15 protein-coding genes are annotated in these 15,472 nt (G+C 64.3%); 3 read left to right on the top strand and 12 right to left on the bottom strand.

All coding sequences use genetic code 11. From position 1 onward, the window contains the following. The first annotated feature begins 14 nt into the window (after positions 1-14). Positions 15-149, top strand: coding sequence for a hypothetical protein (locus NKJ18_RS09285; protein ID WP_023682661.1), 135 nt, complete (start codon positions 15-17; stop codon positions 147-149). Here the strand turns inward: NKJ18_RS09285 and NKJ18_RS09280 are convergent. Then, on the bottom strand, positions 140-1,321 hold the full coding sequence (locus NKJ18_RS09280) for an MFS transporter (protein ID WP_023704772.1): 1,182 nt from the start codon (positions 1,319-1,321) through the stop codon (positions 140-142). The genes NKJ18_RS09285 and NKJ18_RS09280 overlap by 10 nt on opposite strands. 102 nt (positions 1,322-1,423) lie before the next feature. Then, positions 1,424-1,651 (bottom strand): DUF1127 domain-containing protein, encoded by a 228-nt coding sequence (locus tag NKJ18_RS09275; RefSeq protein ID WP_023735668.1) that lies wholly within the window; start codon positions 1,649-1,651, stop codon positions 1,424-1,426. Between the two features lie 255 nt (positions 1,652-1,906). On the opposite strand from NKJ18_RS09275, the gene NKJ18_RS09270 reads away from it, so the two are divergent. Continuing rightward, positions 1,907-3,424, top strand: coding sequence for a winged helix-turn-helix domain-containing tetratricopeptide repeat protein (locus NKJ18_RS09270; RefSeq protein WP_023704770.1), 1,518 nt, complete (start codon positions 1,907-1,909; stop codon positions 3,422-3,424). Positions 3,425-3,956: 532 nt separating this feature from the next. After that, positions 3,957-5,453, top strand: coding sequence for an aldehyde dehydrogenase family protein (locus tag NKJ18_RS09265; protein ID WP_023704768.1), 1,497 nt, complete (start codon positions 3,957-3,959; stop codon positions 5,451-5,453). A gap of 25 nt (positions 5,454-5,478) precedes the next feature. Here the strand turns inward: NKJ18_RS09265 and doeB are convergent, their stop codons facing one another. From doeB to ehuR, 10 genes are all read right to left on the bottom strand, one after another. Next, a complete protein-coding gene (gene doeB / locus NKJ18_RS09260; protein WP_023704767.1) occupies positions 5,479-6,483 on the bottom strand; it encodes a N(2)-acetyl-L-2,4-diaminobutanoate deacetylase DoeB in 1,005 nt (334 codons plus the stop codon). 5 nt (positions 6,484-6,488) lie between these two features. After that, positions 6,489-7,667 carry an ectoine hydrolase DoeA gene (doeA, locus tag NKJ18_RS09255; RefSeq protein ID WP_023704766.1) on the bottom strand — a complete coding sequence of 393 codons (1,179 nt, stop codon included), beginning with the start codon at positions 7,665-7,667 and terminating at the stop codon, positions 6,489-6,491. A gap of 38 nt (positions 7,668-7,705) precedes the next feature. Then, complete coding sequence (locus NKJ18_RS09250; protein WP_023704765.1) at positions 7,706-8,698, bottom strand: cyclodeaminase; 993 nt, start codon at positions 8,696-8,698, stop codon at positions 7,706-7,708. 232 nt (positions 8,699-8,930) lie between these two features. Next, positions 8,931-9,917: a hydroxyectoine utilization dehydratase EutB gene (eutB, locus tag NKJ18_RS09245; RefSeq protein ID WP_023749754.1), complete on the bottom strand. Its 987-nt coding sequence runs from the start codon at positions 9,915-9,917 to the stop codon at positions 8,931-8,933. 5 nt (positions 9,918-9,922) lie between these two features. After that, positions 9,923-10,702, bottom strand: a complete 780-nt coding sequence (gene eutA / locus NKJ18_RS09240; protein ID WP_023682672.1) for an ectoine utilization protein EutA — start codon at positions 10,700-10,702, stop codon at positions 9,923-9,925. Positions 10,703-10,710: 8 nt separating this feature from the next. Next, entirely contained in the window at positions 10,711-11,370 is a 660-nt protein-coding gene (gene ehuD, locus NKJ18_RS09235) for an ectoine/hydroxyectoine ABC transporter permease subunit EhuD (RefSeq protein ID WP_023709687.1), read from the bottom strand. Further along, complete coding sequence (gene ehuC, locus NKJ18_RS09230; protein ID WP_352758128.1) at positions 11,370-12,029, bottom strand: ectoine/hydroxyectoine ABC transporter permease subunit EhuC; 660 nt, start codon at positions 12,027-12,029, stop codon at positions 11,370-11,372. Before ehuC ends, ehuD begins: the two co-directional genes overlap by 1 nt. A 201-nt stretch (positions 12,030-12,230) precedes the next feature. Continuing rightward, positions 12,231-13,082 (bottom strand): ectoine/hydroxyectoine ABC transporter substrate-binding protein EhuB, encoded by an 852-nt coding sequence (ehuB, locus tag NKJ18_RS09225; RefSeq protein WP_023704762.1) that lies wholly within the window; start codon positions 13,080-13,082, stop codon positions 12,231-12,233. Positions 13,083-13,146: 64 nt separating this feature from the next. After that, complete coding sequence (ehuA, locus tag NKJ18_RS09220) at positions 13,147-13,932, bottom strand: ectoine/hydroxyectoine ABC transporter ATP-binding protein EhuA (RefSeq protein ID WP_023682675.1); 786 nt, start codon at positions 13,930-13,932, stop codon at positions 13,147-13,149. A gap of 124 nt (positions 13,933-14,056) precedes the next feature. Then, on the bottom strand, positions 14,057-15,442 hold the full coding sequence (gene ehuR / locus NKJ18_RS09215; RefSeq protein ID WP_023732236.1) for a MocR-like ectoine utilization transcription factor EhuR: 1,386 nt from the start codon (positions 15,440-15,442) through the stop codon (positions 14,057-14,059). Positions 15,443-15,472: the final 30 nt, after the last annotated feature.

Raw genomic sequence — 15,472 nt, 5'->3', positions numbered from 1 at the left:
CCCGCCTGGCGGCCGTGGCGTTCATCGAGGCGGATCGGACGCTTCGAGAAACCCAGGACGGCGACGAGGCGGGTCCGGCCTTTCTCGCTATTGTCGACAAGGGCAGCATCGGCCTGAAGGCCGCAATGGCAGGCACGCCTTACGCCTGAACGCGGTCAACCCGCCGTAACTCCGCCAGCAGAAACACCACCAGCACGCAGCACAGCAGGCCAAGCGACAATGGCAGTCCCTGATGTCCGGTCAGTTGCATCGCCAGCCCGGCCACGGGTGAGCCGACGATGCCGCCTACCCCCCATACGAACGCGAAGGCGGCATTGCCGGCGATCAAGGCTTGACCGGTGAAACGCTCGCCGAGCTGGATCAGCGACAGCGTGTAGATCCCGAACGAGACCCCGCCCCAGACGAAGAAGAGCGGCCAGACAAGCCATGTAGCGAAGAGCAACGGCAACAGCAAACAACCGGCCAGGCAAGCCAGGACACAGAACAGCATCATCGGCTTCGAGCCAAACCGTTCGGCGGCGCGCCCAAGCACGACCTGCAGCACGGCATTGCCGGCGATGAAACAGGTGATGAGCGAAGCGATGCGCTGCTCAGTGCTGCCGAGCGCGGCACCATAGACCGCGAACAGCGAAAGCAGGACTTGCTCGAAGGCGGCAGCCGTGAAGACTGCGAACAAGAGCAGCGGCGCCAGCGCGAAGAAGCCGCCGACCGACACCGCTTCGCCCTCACGCGGCATGTCGGGCAGGCGTGGCGCGACGGCAAGCACGATCAGGCCGCAGACAAGGAAGGCCGCGCTGCCGATGATGAAGGGTGGCCATCCTTGCGTGCCGACCAAGCCTAGCGACAGCGGGCCGAGGCCAAAGCCGGCGGAAACGATGGAGGAGTATAGGCCCATGATGCGGCCTCGGCGTGCGGCGGGTGTGATCGAGACCAGCCAGGTTTCACTGATCACGTAAAGCGGATTGGCAAAGAAGCCGAGCAGGAAGCGCAACGGCATCCAGGCCCATACATCCTGCGTCCAGGCAATCGCGATCAGGACGGTTGCTGCCAGGATCGAACACACAACCGCAAAGCGCGCCGCGCCCACCCGCCGGACCAGCGCCGGCGTGAAGAGCGACGATATAATGAAACCCAGAGGCGTCATCGCGGCCGAGAGGCCGATGAGGCCCGGTGTCGTCCCTTGCCGTTCCAGGATGAAGCTGAGCAGCGGATACGTCAGCCCCTGTGCTATGGCGAACACCGTAACTGTCGCGATGATGCCGGCCATCGCGGCCCATGCGATGTGGTTCTCCGGCGGTGACGTCGCGTCTTCGGCGCTCATGCCGACTTCGAAGCAGGATCGGCACGTTCCGGCAAGTGCAAATGCCGGCAAAACGCCGCGGTACGCCCAAACAGGCGGGCGGGTCTTATCCGCGACATCAGCTCACACTTGCCAGAAGCGTTTGACGATTTCGGCCTCGAGCTGGCGTCTGGTCAGACCGATATCGTCGATCAGGTGCGGATTGGCCTCCGCCATCTGCTTGAGGTCCCAGCGAAAGCGTATCCGCTCGCGCCAGGCCGCGATCATGCCCCGCGGGCCCGTCGGACGCCGGCCCGATGACACCGCCTTTTCCGGCAAGGCTGCACGAGCAGAAGCAAGGGTATCGTTCATGGCAACCTCCATTCGGTTTGAGGAGCGACAGCCCTCGGCTTGCAAGAGGTTGAACTCTGCCGCATGCGGACGGCGCCGTAATTAAGCCCGGCCAAATAGTTCTCAAAAGTTCCAAACCGGCTAGAGCACCTCGCCGTTTCATGGAAACGGCGAGGTGCTCAACTCTTTGTTTTGACGCCATACGTCCGTGAAGCGCTCCGCCGCGCTTTCCCGTGGGAAAACCGCCTTCACACCTTTCCTGGAATTGCTCTATAGATGCGCGTTATGCAGGGATCGCGCTTTGCCTTTGGTCCGTTCGTGCTTGATCCGGGTGCGGGAACGCTCCTTCGGGACCAAGTTCCCGTAGCCGCCGGCCACCGCGGACTGCAGCTGCTGGCGGCGCTCGTCGCCCGGCCCGGCGAGATCGTGGCCAAGGCCGAGTTGATGGATGCGGCATGGCCAGGCACCGCCGTTGAGGAAGGCAACCTCACCGTCCAGATTGCGCAATTGCGCAAGCTGCTGGGTCCGGCCACGAACGGCGGAGAATGGATATCGACCGTTCCGCGCGTCGGCTATCGCTTCACCGGCGCCATCGAACAGCTCGGCGACGAGAAGCGACAGGCTTTGCCGCTGCCTGCCAAACCGTCGATAGCCGTGCTGCCCTTTGCCAATTTCAGCAACGACCCCGAGCAGGAAGCCTTCGCCGACGGGTTGACCGAAGACCTGATCACCGACCTGTCGAGGATCGGCGGCCTGTTCGTCATCGCGCGCAACTCGACCTTTGCCTACAAGGGCAAGGCGGTGGATGTGCGCGAGGTCGCCAGGGAACTTGGCGTGCGCTATCTCTTGGAGGGCAGCGCCAGACGCGCCGCCGGGCGCGTGCGCATCAACGCCCAGCTGGTCGACGCGCTGAGCGGCGAGCATTTATGGGCAGACCGCTTCGATCGCGGCCTGGAAGATATCTTTGCCGTTCAGGACGAGGTGACGGCCAAGATCGTCGAGGCGCTGCTTGGCCGGCTGCGCGCGCCGCTGCCGCGCAATCGGCCCCGAAATCTCGAGGCCTACGATCTGTGCGTGCGGGCCCGCAACCTGATCGACGTCTCGCCGGAGACGGCGCGCGAAGCGCATCTGTTGCTGACGCGCGCGCTTGCGCTCGATCCGGACTATGCCGAAGCCTATCGCTGGCTTGCCATGAACCACTGGATGGGATGGGTGCATTGGGGAGAGCCCATTGAGCCTGCCCGCGGCCTTGCCCTGGAACTGGCGCGCAAGGCTGTGGCGATCGATCCCAACGATGCCGGCTGCCACTGGGTGCTTGCCAACCTGCTTGCCTATGAGCGCAGATTCGACGAAGCGGATGTGGGATTTGCCAAGGCGTTCGAGCTCGACCCGAACGAGGCCGATGCCTGGGCGACATTGTCCGACATCGCGGTCCTGGCCGGGCGCGTCGAGGAGGGCCTCGACTATATCAGCAAGGCGTTCCGGCTGAACCCGTTTCCGGCAAGCTGGTACTATCTGACGCTCGGCCAGGCGCAATATGCGGCGCGCGACTATGAAGCCGCCGTCGAGACGACGCGCCGGGACGAGACGTATCGGACAAGCTCGCGCCGTTTCCTTGCGGCAAGCCTTGCGCAACTCGGCCGGATCGACGAGGCGCGCGCCGAGGTCGACCTGTTCCTCGTCGCGAACCCACATTTCACCACCCGTCACTGGGTCGAGACGGAGCCGTTCCGCGACACTGCCACGCTCGACCATTTCGTCGATGGCTTCCGAAAGGCCGGCCTTCCGGAGTGACGGACCGGCGTGCTCGATCGATGCCAGGCACCGTCGGTTGCGGATCAATCCTGCCAATGTTTGCACGTCGCGAGGCCGCTCGACCGATCTTGCTTCCGCGAGCAGTCATCCAACAGCGATTGCAGCGAAGCGGCGCGCGAAACCTCTGTCACGGTGAAGCCGGCTGGAACGGCCACGATCGATCCGGCCACGGGTGAGCGCTGGGTGGCGGCTGGCGACTGCCTGTTGCGCTCTCGTCTGCAATGCCGGCATCACGGTCGCCGTGGGCAATGATCGGCTTGCCTCATTGAGCTTTTAGCGACGCGCTCCGACAACTCGCGATGATTTTTCTAGATGCCATTTGTCGAAGCACAATCTTTTCCGAAAGCCGGTTTCCACTTTTCGGGACCATGCTCTAGCGGCTGTCTGTTTCTTGTTGCTGGCGCGATCGGAAGTCACCCGCACAACCTGGTTATCTGAGCGCCCTTTAGCTTTCCTTGTTTGAGGTCGGCGGCGGGAGTAATAGTCGCCAAGGAATTGCGAGGAGGAAGAGATGACGCTGAACTTCGACCCGAAGGCGAAGGCCACGGCGTTGTACCATGGCGAATTCCGACCGATGTTCATTGGCGGCAAGTGGGTCGCCGCGCAGTCCGGCCAGGGCATGCAGGCACTCAATCCGGCAACAGGCGAGGTGCTGGCGACAGTGCCGCGCGGCGGGGCTGCCGATATCGACTCGGCGGTGGCCGCCGCGCGCGCGGCCTTCGAAGGCCCATGGTCCAAATTCTCGCCCTACGAGCGGCAGTGCGTGCTGCTCAGGATCGCCGATCTGTTCGAGACGCATTGGGAAGAGCTCAGCGTTTCCGACACGCTCGATATGGGACTGCCGATCACGCGCACGCTCTCCAACCGGCGCCGCGTCATCGGCATGCTGCGCTTCTATGCCGGCATGGCGACGGCGCTGCATGGCGAGGCGATCGACAATTCGATTCCCGGCGAGATCGTCACCTTCACCCGGCGCGAGCCGGTGGGCGTCGTTGGTGCGATCATTCCCTGGAACGCGCCGACCGCCGCCTCGATCTGGAAGATCGCGCCGGCGCTGGCGACAGGCTGCACCATCGTGCTGAAACCGTCCGAGGATGCGTCGCTGACGCCGCTGCTGATCGCGCAACTGATGCAGGAAGCCGGCGTGCCCGACGGCGTCGTCAACGTCGTCACCGGCACCGGGGCCGAAGCCGGTGCGCGGCTCGCCGAACATCCAGACGTCAACAAGATCGTTTTCACCGGATCGACGCTGACCGGCCAGGCCATCGCGCGGGCAGCCGTGGCCAACCTCAAACGCGTTTCACTGGAGCTCGGCGGCAAGTCGCCGATCATCGTCTGCCGCGACGCCGACATCGACAAGGCTGTTCCGATCGCGGCGATGGCGGTGTTCGTGCATTCGGGCCAGATCTGCATTGCCGGCTCGCGGCTGTTCGTGGCGCGCGAAATCCATGACGAGTTCGTCCGCCGGCTCGCCGATTTCGCCGGCAGACTGCGGATCGGCCATGGCATCGAGGCAGAGACGGAAATCGGACCGCTCATCAATGCCAAGCAGGCAGCCAAGGTGGAGGGCTATATCAGGGCCGGCAGCGACGAAGGCGCCGAACTGGTCGCCGGCGGCTCGCGGCTGACCGGCGAGCTCTACGATGGCGGCAACTTCATTGCGCCGACGGTCTTCGGCGCCGTGTCGGACCAGATGACCATCGCGCGCGAGGAGATTTTCGGCCCGGTCATTTCGGCGATGCCCTTCGACTCGCTCGACGAAGCGGTGGCGCGTGCCAATGCGACGCCCTATGGCCTGGCCGCCGGCATCTTCACGACACATCTGGGCACCGCGCACAAGCTTGCGCGCCGCGTCAAGGCCGGCTCGGTCTGGGTCAACATGTACCATGCCATCGACCCGGCGGTGCCGTTCGGCGGCACGAAGATGTCGGGTTATGGCCGCGAGGGCGGCATCGAGCATCTGCACGAGTATCTGGAGACCAAGTCGGTCTGGATCCAGACCGACTGATATTCGCGCGGCGTACTCTGCGAAATCACGATGAAACCACAAGGGCCAGGACGGCGGCGCAGTCACCGGCTTTGACCAGGCCGGGGAAATGCCGCGCCGCCAGAATGCCGGACATTTTTGCCTTGATCTCCTGCGGAGCGATGCCGGTGCGGCCGGTGGAATGGATGCGCGCCAGCACCGAGCCTTCTTTCACAGGCTCGCCGAGATCGACCATGGTCTCGATCATGCCGTCGTCCTCGGCGAAGGAGAAACAATCGCCTGACGGCATGTCGAGCCACTGAGTTCTGCCCTTCTCGACCGCACCATCAACAATACCGGCATGGCGCAGCACATTGCTGATGCCGCGCCGCGCGATCCGCACGGTCTGGGCACGCGAGGTGCCGCCGCCGCCAAGCTCGGTGCTGACGAAGACCTTGCCCATTTCCTCGGCCGCCGTGTCATACATGCCGACGGAGTCAATCTCGATCATGCGCATCGAGAACGGGGCCGAGAACGCGGCGACCGCGTCGAAGGCTTTCTGCTCCAGCGCCTTGTCGGGCACCGTGTGGGCGGCACAGAAGGGCACGAAATCCAGCGTCCTGCCGCCGGAGTGGAAATCGAAGACGAGGTCGGCGCGCGGCAGCAGTTCGCGTTGAAAGTAGTCGGCGATCTTCTCGGTCACCGTGCCGTCGGGACGGCCGGGAAAGCTGCGGTTCATATTGCCCTTGTCGATCGGCGACGTCCGCGTGCCGGCGCGGAAGGCCGGATAGTTCATCGCCGGCACGATGATCACCGTGCCGCTGACCTGTTTGGGATCGAGCGTGCGGGCGAGATCGTAGAGCGCCAGCGGCCCCTCATACTCGTCGCCATGATTGCCGCCGGTGAGCAGCGCGGCCTGTCCCTTGCCGTTGCGGATGACGCAGATCGGGATCATCACCGAACCCCAGGCCGAGTCGTCGCGGCTGTAGGGCAGGCGCAGGAAACCATGTTGCACGCCGTCCTTGTCGAAATCGACGGTCGGCGCGATCGGAGATGGGCGGAGGCTAGGCATCGGGCTCAATTCTTCACCACCAGTTTGCGCGGTACATTGGCGAGGCACTCTACACCGGTTTCGGTGATCAGGATGGATTCGGTGATTTCCAGTCCCATCGTCTCCAGCCACAGGCCGGTCATGAAATGGAAGGTCATGCCGGGCTTGAGTTCGGTGCGGTCGCCGGGGCGCAGGCTCATGGTGCGCTCGCCCCAATCCGGCGGATAGGACAGGCCGATCGAGTAGCCTGTGCGGTTGTCCTTGACGATGCCGTATTTCTTCAACACGGCGAAAAAGGCGTTGGCGATGTCCTCACAGGCATTGCCGGGCTTTGCCGCCGCAAGCCCCGCCTCCATGCCTTCCAGCGTCGCCTTCTCGGCATCTAGGAATTCCTGCGTCGGCTTGCCGAGAAAGACGGTGCGCGACAGCGGGCAATGGTAGCGGCTGTAGCAGCCGGCGATCTCGAAGAAGGTGCCCTCGCCCGACTTCATCGGCTGGTCGTCCCAGGTGAGATGCGGCGCCGAGGCGTCGGCGCCCGACGGCAGCAGCGGCACGATCGCCGGATAGTCGCCGCCGATGCCGTCGACGCCGCGCGTGCCGGCATCGTAGATCTCGGCGACCAGATCGCATTTGCGCATGCCGACCTGGATCTTGTCGACGATGCGCTGGTGCATGGCTTCGACGATGCGGGCCGCCTTGCGCATATAGTCGATTTCAGTCGGGCTCTTCACCGCGCGCTGCCAGTTGACCAGCGCTGTCGCGTCGACGAAGCGGGCGTTGGGCAGGTGCTTCTGCAACGCGGCGAAGGCGGCAGCCGAGAACCAGTAATTGTCCATCTCGACGCCGATGGTCAGCTTGCCCCAGCCGCGATCACTAAGCACGCTGGCCAAAAAATCCATCGGGTGGCGCTCGGTCGACTGCACGTAGTGGTCGGCATAGCCGACGATGTTGTCATGCGCGAGATAGGCGGTGCGCTTGGCGCCATTGGCATCCTGGCCGCGGCCGTACCAGACCGGCTCGCCCGATGGGGGCACAATCACTGCTTGGTGCACATAGAACGACCAGCCATCGTAGCCGGTCAGCCAGGCCATGTTGGAGGGGTCGCTGACAACCAGGAGATCGACGCCCTTCACCTCCATGGCTTTCCGCGTCTTGGCGAGGCGATCCGCAAATTCGGCGCGCGAGAATTTCAGGTTCGGTTGCATTGTTCTTGGTCCTCGTTTGTTGGGCCTTGCGGCCAGCATCAGCTTTCAAAAATGGTTCCGGCATTGGCCGCCCGCGCCCGGTCGCGAGCGAGCGTGGCGATCGCCGTATCCTGCACGCCGGTGCCGGTGAGGTCGGCAATGGTGATATCGCTGGGTGAGCGCCTTCCGTGCCGTTCGCCGGCGATGATCTGGCCGAGTTCGGTGACCGCGGCATCGGCTCCCATCACGCCCGATGCGATGGCGTGATGCAGTTCTCCCAGACGCCGTGTCTGCTTGGCGCTGTCGGCGACATAGAGATCGGCCATGCGCAGGATCGCCGGCGCGATCTCGTTCTTGTGTTCGGCATCCGAGCCCATGGCGGTGATGTGCTGCCCGGCAACGACAAAGCCGGCCTTGATCAGCGGCTCGGTCGACGGCGTGGTGGTGACGATGATGTCGGCGCCGATGGTTGCTTTGGCTGCATCCGGCTCGGCGCGCACGAGAATGCCGAGCTTTTCGCGCAGCGCGCCTGCGGCCGTCTGCGCCTTGACCGCATCGCGCGCCCAGATACGTGCCTCGGCGATCGGCCGCACCAACATGAGTGCTTCGAGTTGCAGCCCGGCTTGCACGCCGGCGCCGAAGATTGCGGCGACGGACGAATCCGGCCGCGACAGATGCTTCGCCGCGACGGCGCCGGCAGCAGCGGTGCGGACATCTGTGAGATAGCCATTGTCCAGCAGCAGCGCCTCGACCACACCGGTTCTTGCCGAGAGCAACACCATCATGCCGCCCCCGCTGGGCAGACCGAGCTTCGGATTATCGAAGAAGCCGGAGCTTATCTTGACGGCGAAACCGTCTATTCCAGGCACATAGGCGGACTTCACATCCACCTCGCCGCGCTGCTCGTGAATGTCCAACCGCAGAATCGGCGGCATCGCCACCGGCAATGTGGCGAGCGCGCGGAAAGCGTTTTCGACGCAGGCGACCGCGTCGAGATCGAGCGTCACGATTGTGCGCAGTTCCTTCTCGGTGAGGATCGTCATCCGGCTCATGCGACGCGCTCCGCGAAGGCGCGCACTGCGAAGGATAGTGTTCCGTCACCCCCCCCTCTGGCCTGCCGGCCATCTCCCCCGCAAGGGGGGAGATTGGACTGCACTCCTGCCTTCGCCAATCTCCAGCGCAGCAAGAACAGCGACCGCATCGAAGCTGCCGATCTCCCCCCTTGCGGGGGAGATGTCCGGCAGGACAGAGGGGGGTGGGCGGGAATTCGGCGTGGGAGAGTTTTCATGCCGCGCGCTCCGCGATTGCGTCACCCCAGACGATCTTGCGATGCGTGTTCATGTCGATATTGCGGCCCGAGAGAAGAACGACCACCGGCCCGGTCGCCTTGACCTTCCCGGCAAGCAGCGCGGCGATGCCGACCGCGCCGGCGCCTTCGACGATCTCGCGCTCCTGTTCATAGGCATGGCGGATGCCGGCGGCGATCTCGTCCTCGCTGAGCAGGATGACGTCGTCGAGCAGATCGCGGCACATGGCGAAGGTCAGCCGGTTGCCGAGACCGATGCCGCCGCCGAGCGAATCCGCCAGCGTCGGCAGTTCTTCCACCTCGACCGGGCGACCGGCATCCAGGCTCGCCTTCATCGCAGCACCACGCGCCATCGAAACGCCGATGATTTTTGTCCCGGGGCTGACGCCCTTGACGGCGGCGGCGATGCCCGAGGCGAGTCCACCACCGGAGAGTTGCACCAGGACGAGAGCGGCATCCGGGACCTGCTCGATCATCTCCAGTCCGAGCGTGCCTTGCCCTGCGATGATGGCCGGGTGGTCGAAGGGCGGCAGCATCACCAGTCCCTCCTGCGCCACCAGCCGTTCGACCTCCTGCTGCGCCTCGTCCTGACTGTTGCCGATGATGCGGACATCCGCGCCAAGCCGACGGATTTCGTCGAGCTTGTTGCCCGGCACCAGTCGCGACATGCAGATCACCGCACGCATGCCTTCGAGCTTCGCGGCATGGGCCAGCGCACGGCCATGATTGCCGGTCGACGCCGCGACCACGCCGCGCGCCTTCTCCTCGGCGCTCAGCGAAGCAATGGCATTCGAGGCGCCGCGCAGCTTGAAGCTGCCGGTGGTCTGGCGGTGTTCAAGCTTGAGGTGGACGGGGATGCCCAGTCGTTCGGAAAGGCTGTGAGATAACCCTGTCGGCGTGCGTTCGATTTTGCCGGCAATTCGCTCCCGGGCGGCACGAATATCGTTAAGGGTGACTGTCGTCATGATCGTCAATCGCGCGGCAAAGGCAGCGTCATCAGACGGCCAAATTCGGGATGCGACGTCCCGTCGCCACACAACCGCAAACAATTCCAGGCGCTGGCCTGATTGCTGGTGACGACCGGGCGGTCGATCGCCTGTTCCATCCCGGGAACCGCGAGCGCTCCGCGCAATGCGGTGCAGGACACGAACAGTGCATCGGCCTGCGCATTCGTCGCCTCACGAGCCAGGTCGGCGATCGCTGCCGGCGCAATGCGCGCCATCTCGCGATCGTCCTCGAAGCCGAGGCAGGTGAAGCTGACGATCTCAAAGCCGCGCTCGGCGAAATACGTCGCCATCGGTCTGGAGGTTTCTACGGTGTAAGGGGTGAGGATGCTGATCTTCTTGGCACCCAGCGCCTTCAGCCCGCGCACGCCTGCCATGGGCGGCGTGACCACAGGAACACCCGGCTTGGCAGACTGGATCGCCGCCTCGATCTCGGCGTCGCCAATCACCACCGAGGCCGAGGTGCAGGAGTAGCAGATCGCGTCGAGCGGCTCGTCTGGCAGGATCAGCGCGGCGCCCGCCGCCAGCTCCGGCTGCATCTTGCGAAGGTTTTCCGGCGTCGTCGGATTCTTGTAGGGAATGCGCGCGACATAGACGCCGATGCGCTCGCTCGCCACCATGCGGCGGAAATCCGGTTCGCTGGTGTGGTCGGTGGCAAGGATGATCAGGCCGACGCGCTTTTCCAGCGGGCGCGCATCGAGCGCCGGCCTTGTCGGCATCAGCCTGATTTCGGGCAGCGGTTTCATCTTGAGAATTACCTTTCGATCTTGCCGTAGCGATGTTCCAGCCAGCGCAGCAGCACGACCGAGAAGAGGCTGATGACGAGGAAGAAAGCGCCGACCAGCGTGATCGGCTCAATGTAGCGATAGTAGGTGTTGGCGACGCTCTTTGCCTGGTTCATCAGCTCCAGCACGGTGATTGCCGATAGCAGCGGTGTCTCCTTGAACATCGCGATGAAATAATTGGCCAGCGCCGGGATCATCGGTGGGATCGCTTGCGGAATGATGATGTTGGTCCAGGTCTGCGTGGCGCTCAGATTGCAGGCCTTGGCCGCCTCCCACTGGCCGCGCGGCACGTTGTCGATGCCGGCGCGATAGACTTCCGCCGTGTAGGTGCCGTAGTGCAGGCCGAGCCCGATGACGCCGGCGACCAGCGGCGGCAACAGGATGCCGAAATCCGGCAGCACGTAGAAGATGAAATAGAGCTGCACCAGAAGCGGCGTGCCGCGGATGAATTCGGCCGCCCAACCAACGGTGCGCGACAGCGCCTTGTTGGGCGAGCGTCGTGCTAGCGCGATGCCCAGACCCACGACAGCGGCCAGCACGGAGCCGAGCAGCGTTGCCAGGATGGTGATCTTCACGCCCTGGATCAGCGTCGGCAGGATCTCCCAGACGAAGTTCCAGTCCCAATCCATCAGACGCGCACCCCGTCGTGGCCGCGCGCCATGCGGCGTTCCAATGAACGCACGCCCCAGGAGATGATCAGCGCCAGGGCGAAATAGATGATCAGGATGGTGGTGAACGGCGCCAGCGTGTTACCGGTCTGCGAGCGCACGACCTGCGCCTGAAAGGTGAGATCGGCGAGCGAGATCAGCGACACCACGGAGGTCGCCTTGAGCAGTTCGATGGCATTGTTGCCGAAGGTCGGCAGCATGACCAGCAGCGCCTGCGGCAGGATGACATGGCGCATGCCTTGCCAGCGGCCGAGGTTGAGCGCGATGCAGGCCTCATATTGTTCGCGGCCGACCGACTGGATGGCGCCGCGTACCACCTCGGCCGCATAGGCGCCGACATTGAGGCCCAGCGCCAGCACACCCGCCTGCAGGGGGGTCAGTTCGAGGCCGATCAACGGCAACACGAAATAGGCAAAGAACAGCTGCACGAAGATCGAGGTGCCGCGGAAGAATTCTATATAGGCGGTGGCCAGCCAGCGCAGCGCAAAGAAGCGCGACACGCGGCCCATGCCGGCGAGGAAGGCCATGATCAGGGCGAGCACCGACCCCATCAGCGTCAGCTCGATGGTGACAAGCGCTCCCTGCAATATCAGGCCGAGGTAGCCGGACCACTGGGTCATTCGGGTTCCAACGTTGGCGGTTAGCTTCCTTCTCCCCGTTCACGGAGAGAAGATGCCAGTCCACCCTCCGAAGCTGCAGCGCAGCTGCTGCGGAGGACGGGCAGGCAGATGAGGGGCAGCGCTAGCATAACAGAACTTGGCGCCGCCCCTCATCCGGCCCTTCGGGCCACCTTCTCCCCGTTGAACGGGGAGAAGGAAAAATCACTTCGCCGCGCAGAGCTTGTCCCGCGTGGTCGACATCGCGGCTGCGGCCGAGAAGCCGTAGGGCTCGACGATCTTGGCGAACTCGCCGGATTTCTTCAGCTTGGCGAGCTCGACATCGAAGGCGTCGCGCAGGGCCTCATCGCCTTTCTTGAAGGCGGCGCCGTCGCAATAGACCGGCGCGCCGACCACCGGGGCGATGACTTCGAGGTTCGGATCGTTGGCTTTCTTGACGAGGTCGTTGATCGACAGGACGGGAAGCGAATAGGCATCGATGCGACCGTCCTGCAGCATCTTCAGGCCGCTCTGGCCGTCCGGCACGACGATGACGCGCTCGCGCGGCACGCCGGCGTTGAGCGCCAGCTTCTCCTCCGTGCCGCCACCGGGCGCGCCAATGGTGGCTGACGTGTCCTTGGCGACGTCCTCGTAGCTCTTGAAGCCCTTCGGATTGCCCTTCTTCACCAGCATCGCCTCGGCGTCGCACAGCACCGGCTCGGAATAGACGACCGCCGCGCAACGCTCCGGCTTCATGAACAGGCCGGCGGTGACGACGTCGAAGCGGCCGGCCTGCAGGCCGGGGATCATCGCGCCATATTCGGAGATCGAAGCGACGATGTCGGCAACACCGAGACGCTTGAAGACCTCGCGCGCCACGTCGGGCGCCGCACCCGAAACTTTGCCGTCGGCGGCGACCGCCGTATAGGGCGGCTCGTTGGCGATCGCGACGCGGGCAAAGCCCTGCGCCTTCAATTGCTCGAGCTTGCTGTCATCGGCCGAACCGGTGCTCGACGCGGCGAGCACCGCCGTCAGTGCGAGACCGGCGACGCCGGCCAGAATGCCAAGTTTCTTCATTGTTCCCAACTCCTTTGTTGTCTTCTTGGTTTTGTCTGGGGCGGTCTTCCGCCCCGCAAAGCGGTCAGACACGATGTCCGGCTGCGATGATCTTCTTCAGGAAGCCTTGCGTGCGCTCCTGCTTTGGATGGCGGAAAATCTCGTCTGGTTTGCCCTCTTCGACGATCTTGCCGCGGTCGAAGAACAGCACGCGGTCGGCGAAGTCGTGGGCAAAGCCCATCTCGTGGGTGACCAGCAGCATGGTCATGTCGGTCTCTGCGGCGAGCTTGCGCATGACATTCATCACCTCCTCGACCAGCTCCGGATCGAGGGCTGACGTCACCTCGTCGAACAGCATGATCTTCGGCGACAATGCCAGCGCACGGGCAATCGCCACGCGCTGCTTCTGGCCGCCGGACAGCTGCGCCGGCATCGACTTCGCCTTGTCGGCCATGCCGACCATGTCGAGCAGTTCCATGGCCCGCTTTTCAGCGGCGGCGCGAGGCGTGCCCTTGGTCAGCATCGGCGCCAGCGTGACGTTATCCATGACGCATTTGTGCGGAAACAGATTGAACAGCTGGAAGACCATGCCGATCTTCTGCCGCATCTTGGTCAGGTGCCGCTCGTCGGCGGGCAGCAGCTGGCCGTTGCGCTCCATGTGATAGAGCTGCTCGCCATCGATCTGGATATGGCCGCCGTCGATCTTCTCCAGCGTCATCAGGATGCGCAGGATCGTCGTCTTGCCCGAGCCGGACGGGCCGATCAGCGCCAGCTTCTCGCCGGGCATGACCTGCATCGACAGGCCGTCCAGTACCTTGAACGAGCCGAAGCTCTTCGAAATGGCGTCGACCTTGATGATGGGTGAGGACAAATGAATTTCCCCTGCTGGAGAAGCCTGTGCCCTTAACGATGCGGAACGCGCCAAATCATGTCAATTGGGAAAATAAAATCATGACAATATTTCCGGCACTGCATGATTCCAGAGCAATTCCCGCTTAGATTGCGAGCAGCAGATGCTCCGGATCGCCAAGCAGCAACTTGGTGACAACGCCGAGGCCGGCGCGCAGTTCCCCCTCGGTGGTCGAGCCGAGCGAGATGCGCACCGCCGGATGCCAGGGCGCATCCGAGATGCGGAAGGAGGTGCCGGGCGCGATCGCCACGCCTTGCAGGCGGGCCTGGGCGACGAAGCTTTCCTCGGCACGGTCCGCGGGCAGTTGCAACCAGACATGCAGCCCGTCGCGCCTGGCGCGATAACCAACCCCGCCCAGCACCTCGGCTGCGATGTCCTGGCGGCGGCGCAATGCCGCGCGCTGCCAGCGAACGAGTTCCATCGCCGTGCCGTCGGTCACCCATTTGGTGGCGATCTCGGCCACCAGCGGCGTCGCCATCCAGTTCGACACCAGATGCCGGTTGGCCACCGCCGCGACATAGCGGTCGGGCGCCGCGAGATAGCCGATGCGCAGGCCAGGTACGGTGATCTTGGTGAAGGAAGTGACGTAGAGCGTGCGCTCCGGTGCGAAAGCCGCGACCGGCGGCGGCCGGTCCTCGACGAGCGGACCCAGCACATCGTTCTCGATGATGGCGATGTCGTGCTTGCGCGCGACCGCGGCGATCTCTTCGCGCCGCCGAGCGTCCATCAGCGTCGCCGTCGGGTTGATCACCGACGGTTGCACGAATACCGCGCGAATGTCGGTGAGCCGGCAGACCTCGTCCAACGCCTCCGGGATCAGGCCATTGCCGTCGATCGGCAGGCCTTCCAGGTTGAAGCCGAGATAGCGCGCCAGCGGCACAAGCGTGTGGTGGCCGATGGCCTCAGTGGCGACGGTCGAGCCCGGCGGCGCCACGCTCATCAGCGCTACGGTCATCCCAGCAGTGGCGCCGTTGGTCAGGCTGATGTTCTGCGCGGAGACGTCAAGCCCGCACAGTTTCAGCCATTCGACCGCCACCGCGCGGTGGCGCGGAAACACCATGTTGGGCCGAAACGACAGCGCCGAACTCGATGGCAGGTTTTCGGCCAGCCAGCCCAGCGCCTGCTTCAGCCGCTCCAGATGCATCGGCTCGCAGACCGGCTTCAGGATCGATAGGTCGATGACCTCGCCGAGGCGCTCCGGCAGATAGGGCGGCTCCGGCTCACGGCGCTGCGTCTGGACAAAGCTGCCGCGGCCGATCTCGCCCGAGATGAGGCCGCGCCGGATCAGTTCCTCATAGGCGCGGCTGACGGTCTGCACCGACAGTTTCAGATCGTCGGCCAGCCGGCGATGCGTCGGCAGCCGCGCGCCATTGGCCAGCCGCCCGTCATGAATGGCGCGCGCGAACTGGTCGGCCAGCGATTGATAGGCTGGCCGGCGGAGGAGCGCGGGGTCGGGTTGCCATAATGTCATGACTTATTAGAGATCGAAATCAGTGCAATT

It is taken from the genome of Mesorhizobium sp. M0217 (assembly GCF_040321955.1).
Classification (GTDB): Bacteria; Pseudomonadota; Alphaproteobacteria; order Rhizobiales; family Rhizobiaceae; genus Mesorhizobium.
This window is presented reverse-complemented; position numbering and strand designations above follow the sequence as displayed.

Excerpts from the sequence above, each read along its gene's own strand:
- NKJ18_RS09280 (WP_023704772.1), bottom strand. The coding sequence starts at position 1,321 with ATGAGCGCCGAAGACGCGACGTCACCGCCGGAGAACCACATCGCATGG.
- NKJ18_RS09275 (WP_023735668.1), bottom strand. The coding sequence starts at position 1,651 with ATGAACGATACCCTTGCTTCTGCTCGTGCAGCCTTGCCGGAAAAGGCG.
- NKJ18_RS09270 (WP_023704770.1), top strand. The coding sequence starts at position 1,907 with ATGCGCGTTATGCAGGGATCGCGCTTTGCCTTTGGTCCGTTCGTGCTT.
- NKJ18_RS09265 (WP_023704768.1), top strand. The coding sequence starts at position 3,957 with ATGACGCTGAACTTCGACCCGAAGGCGAAGGCCACGGCGTTGTACCAT.
- doeB (WP_023704767.1), bottom strand. The coding sequence starts at position 6,483 with ATGCCTAGCCTCCGCCCATCTCCGATCGCGCCGACCGTCGATTTCGAC.
- doeA (WP_023704766.1), bottom strand. The coding sequence starts at position 7,667 with ATGCAACCGAACCTGAAATTCTCGCGCGCCGAATTTGCGGATCGCCTC.
- NKJ18_RS09250 (WP_023704765.1), bottom strand. The coding sequence starts at position 8,698 with ATGAGCCGGATGACGATCCTCACCGAGAAGGAACTGCGCACAATCGTG.
- eutB (WP_023749754.1), bottom strand. The coding sequence starts at position 9,917 with ATGACGACAGTCACCCTTAACGATATTCGTGCCGCCCGGGAGCGAATT.
- eutA (WP_023682672.1), bottom strand. The coding sequence starts at position 10,702 with ATGAAACCGCTGCCCGAAATCAGGCTGATGCCGACAAGGCCGGCGCTC.
- ehuD (WP_023709687.1), bottom strand. The coding sequence starts at position 11,370 with ATGGATTGGGACTGGAACTTCGTCTGGGAGATCCTGCCGACGCTGATC.
- ehuC (WP_352758128.1), bottom strand. The coding sequence starts at position 12,029 with ATGACCCAGTGGTCCGGCTACCTCGGCCTGATATTGCAGGGAGCGCTT.
- ehuB (WP_023704762.1), bottom strand. The coding sequence starts at position 13,082 with ATGAAGAAACTTGGCATTCTGGCCGGCGTCGCCGGTCTCGCACTGACG.
- ehuR (WP_023732236.1), bottom strand. The coding sequence starts at position 15,442 with ATGACATTATGGCAACCCGACCCCGCGCTCCTCCGCCGGCCAGCCTAT.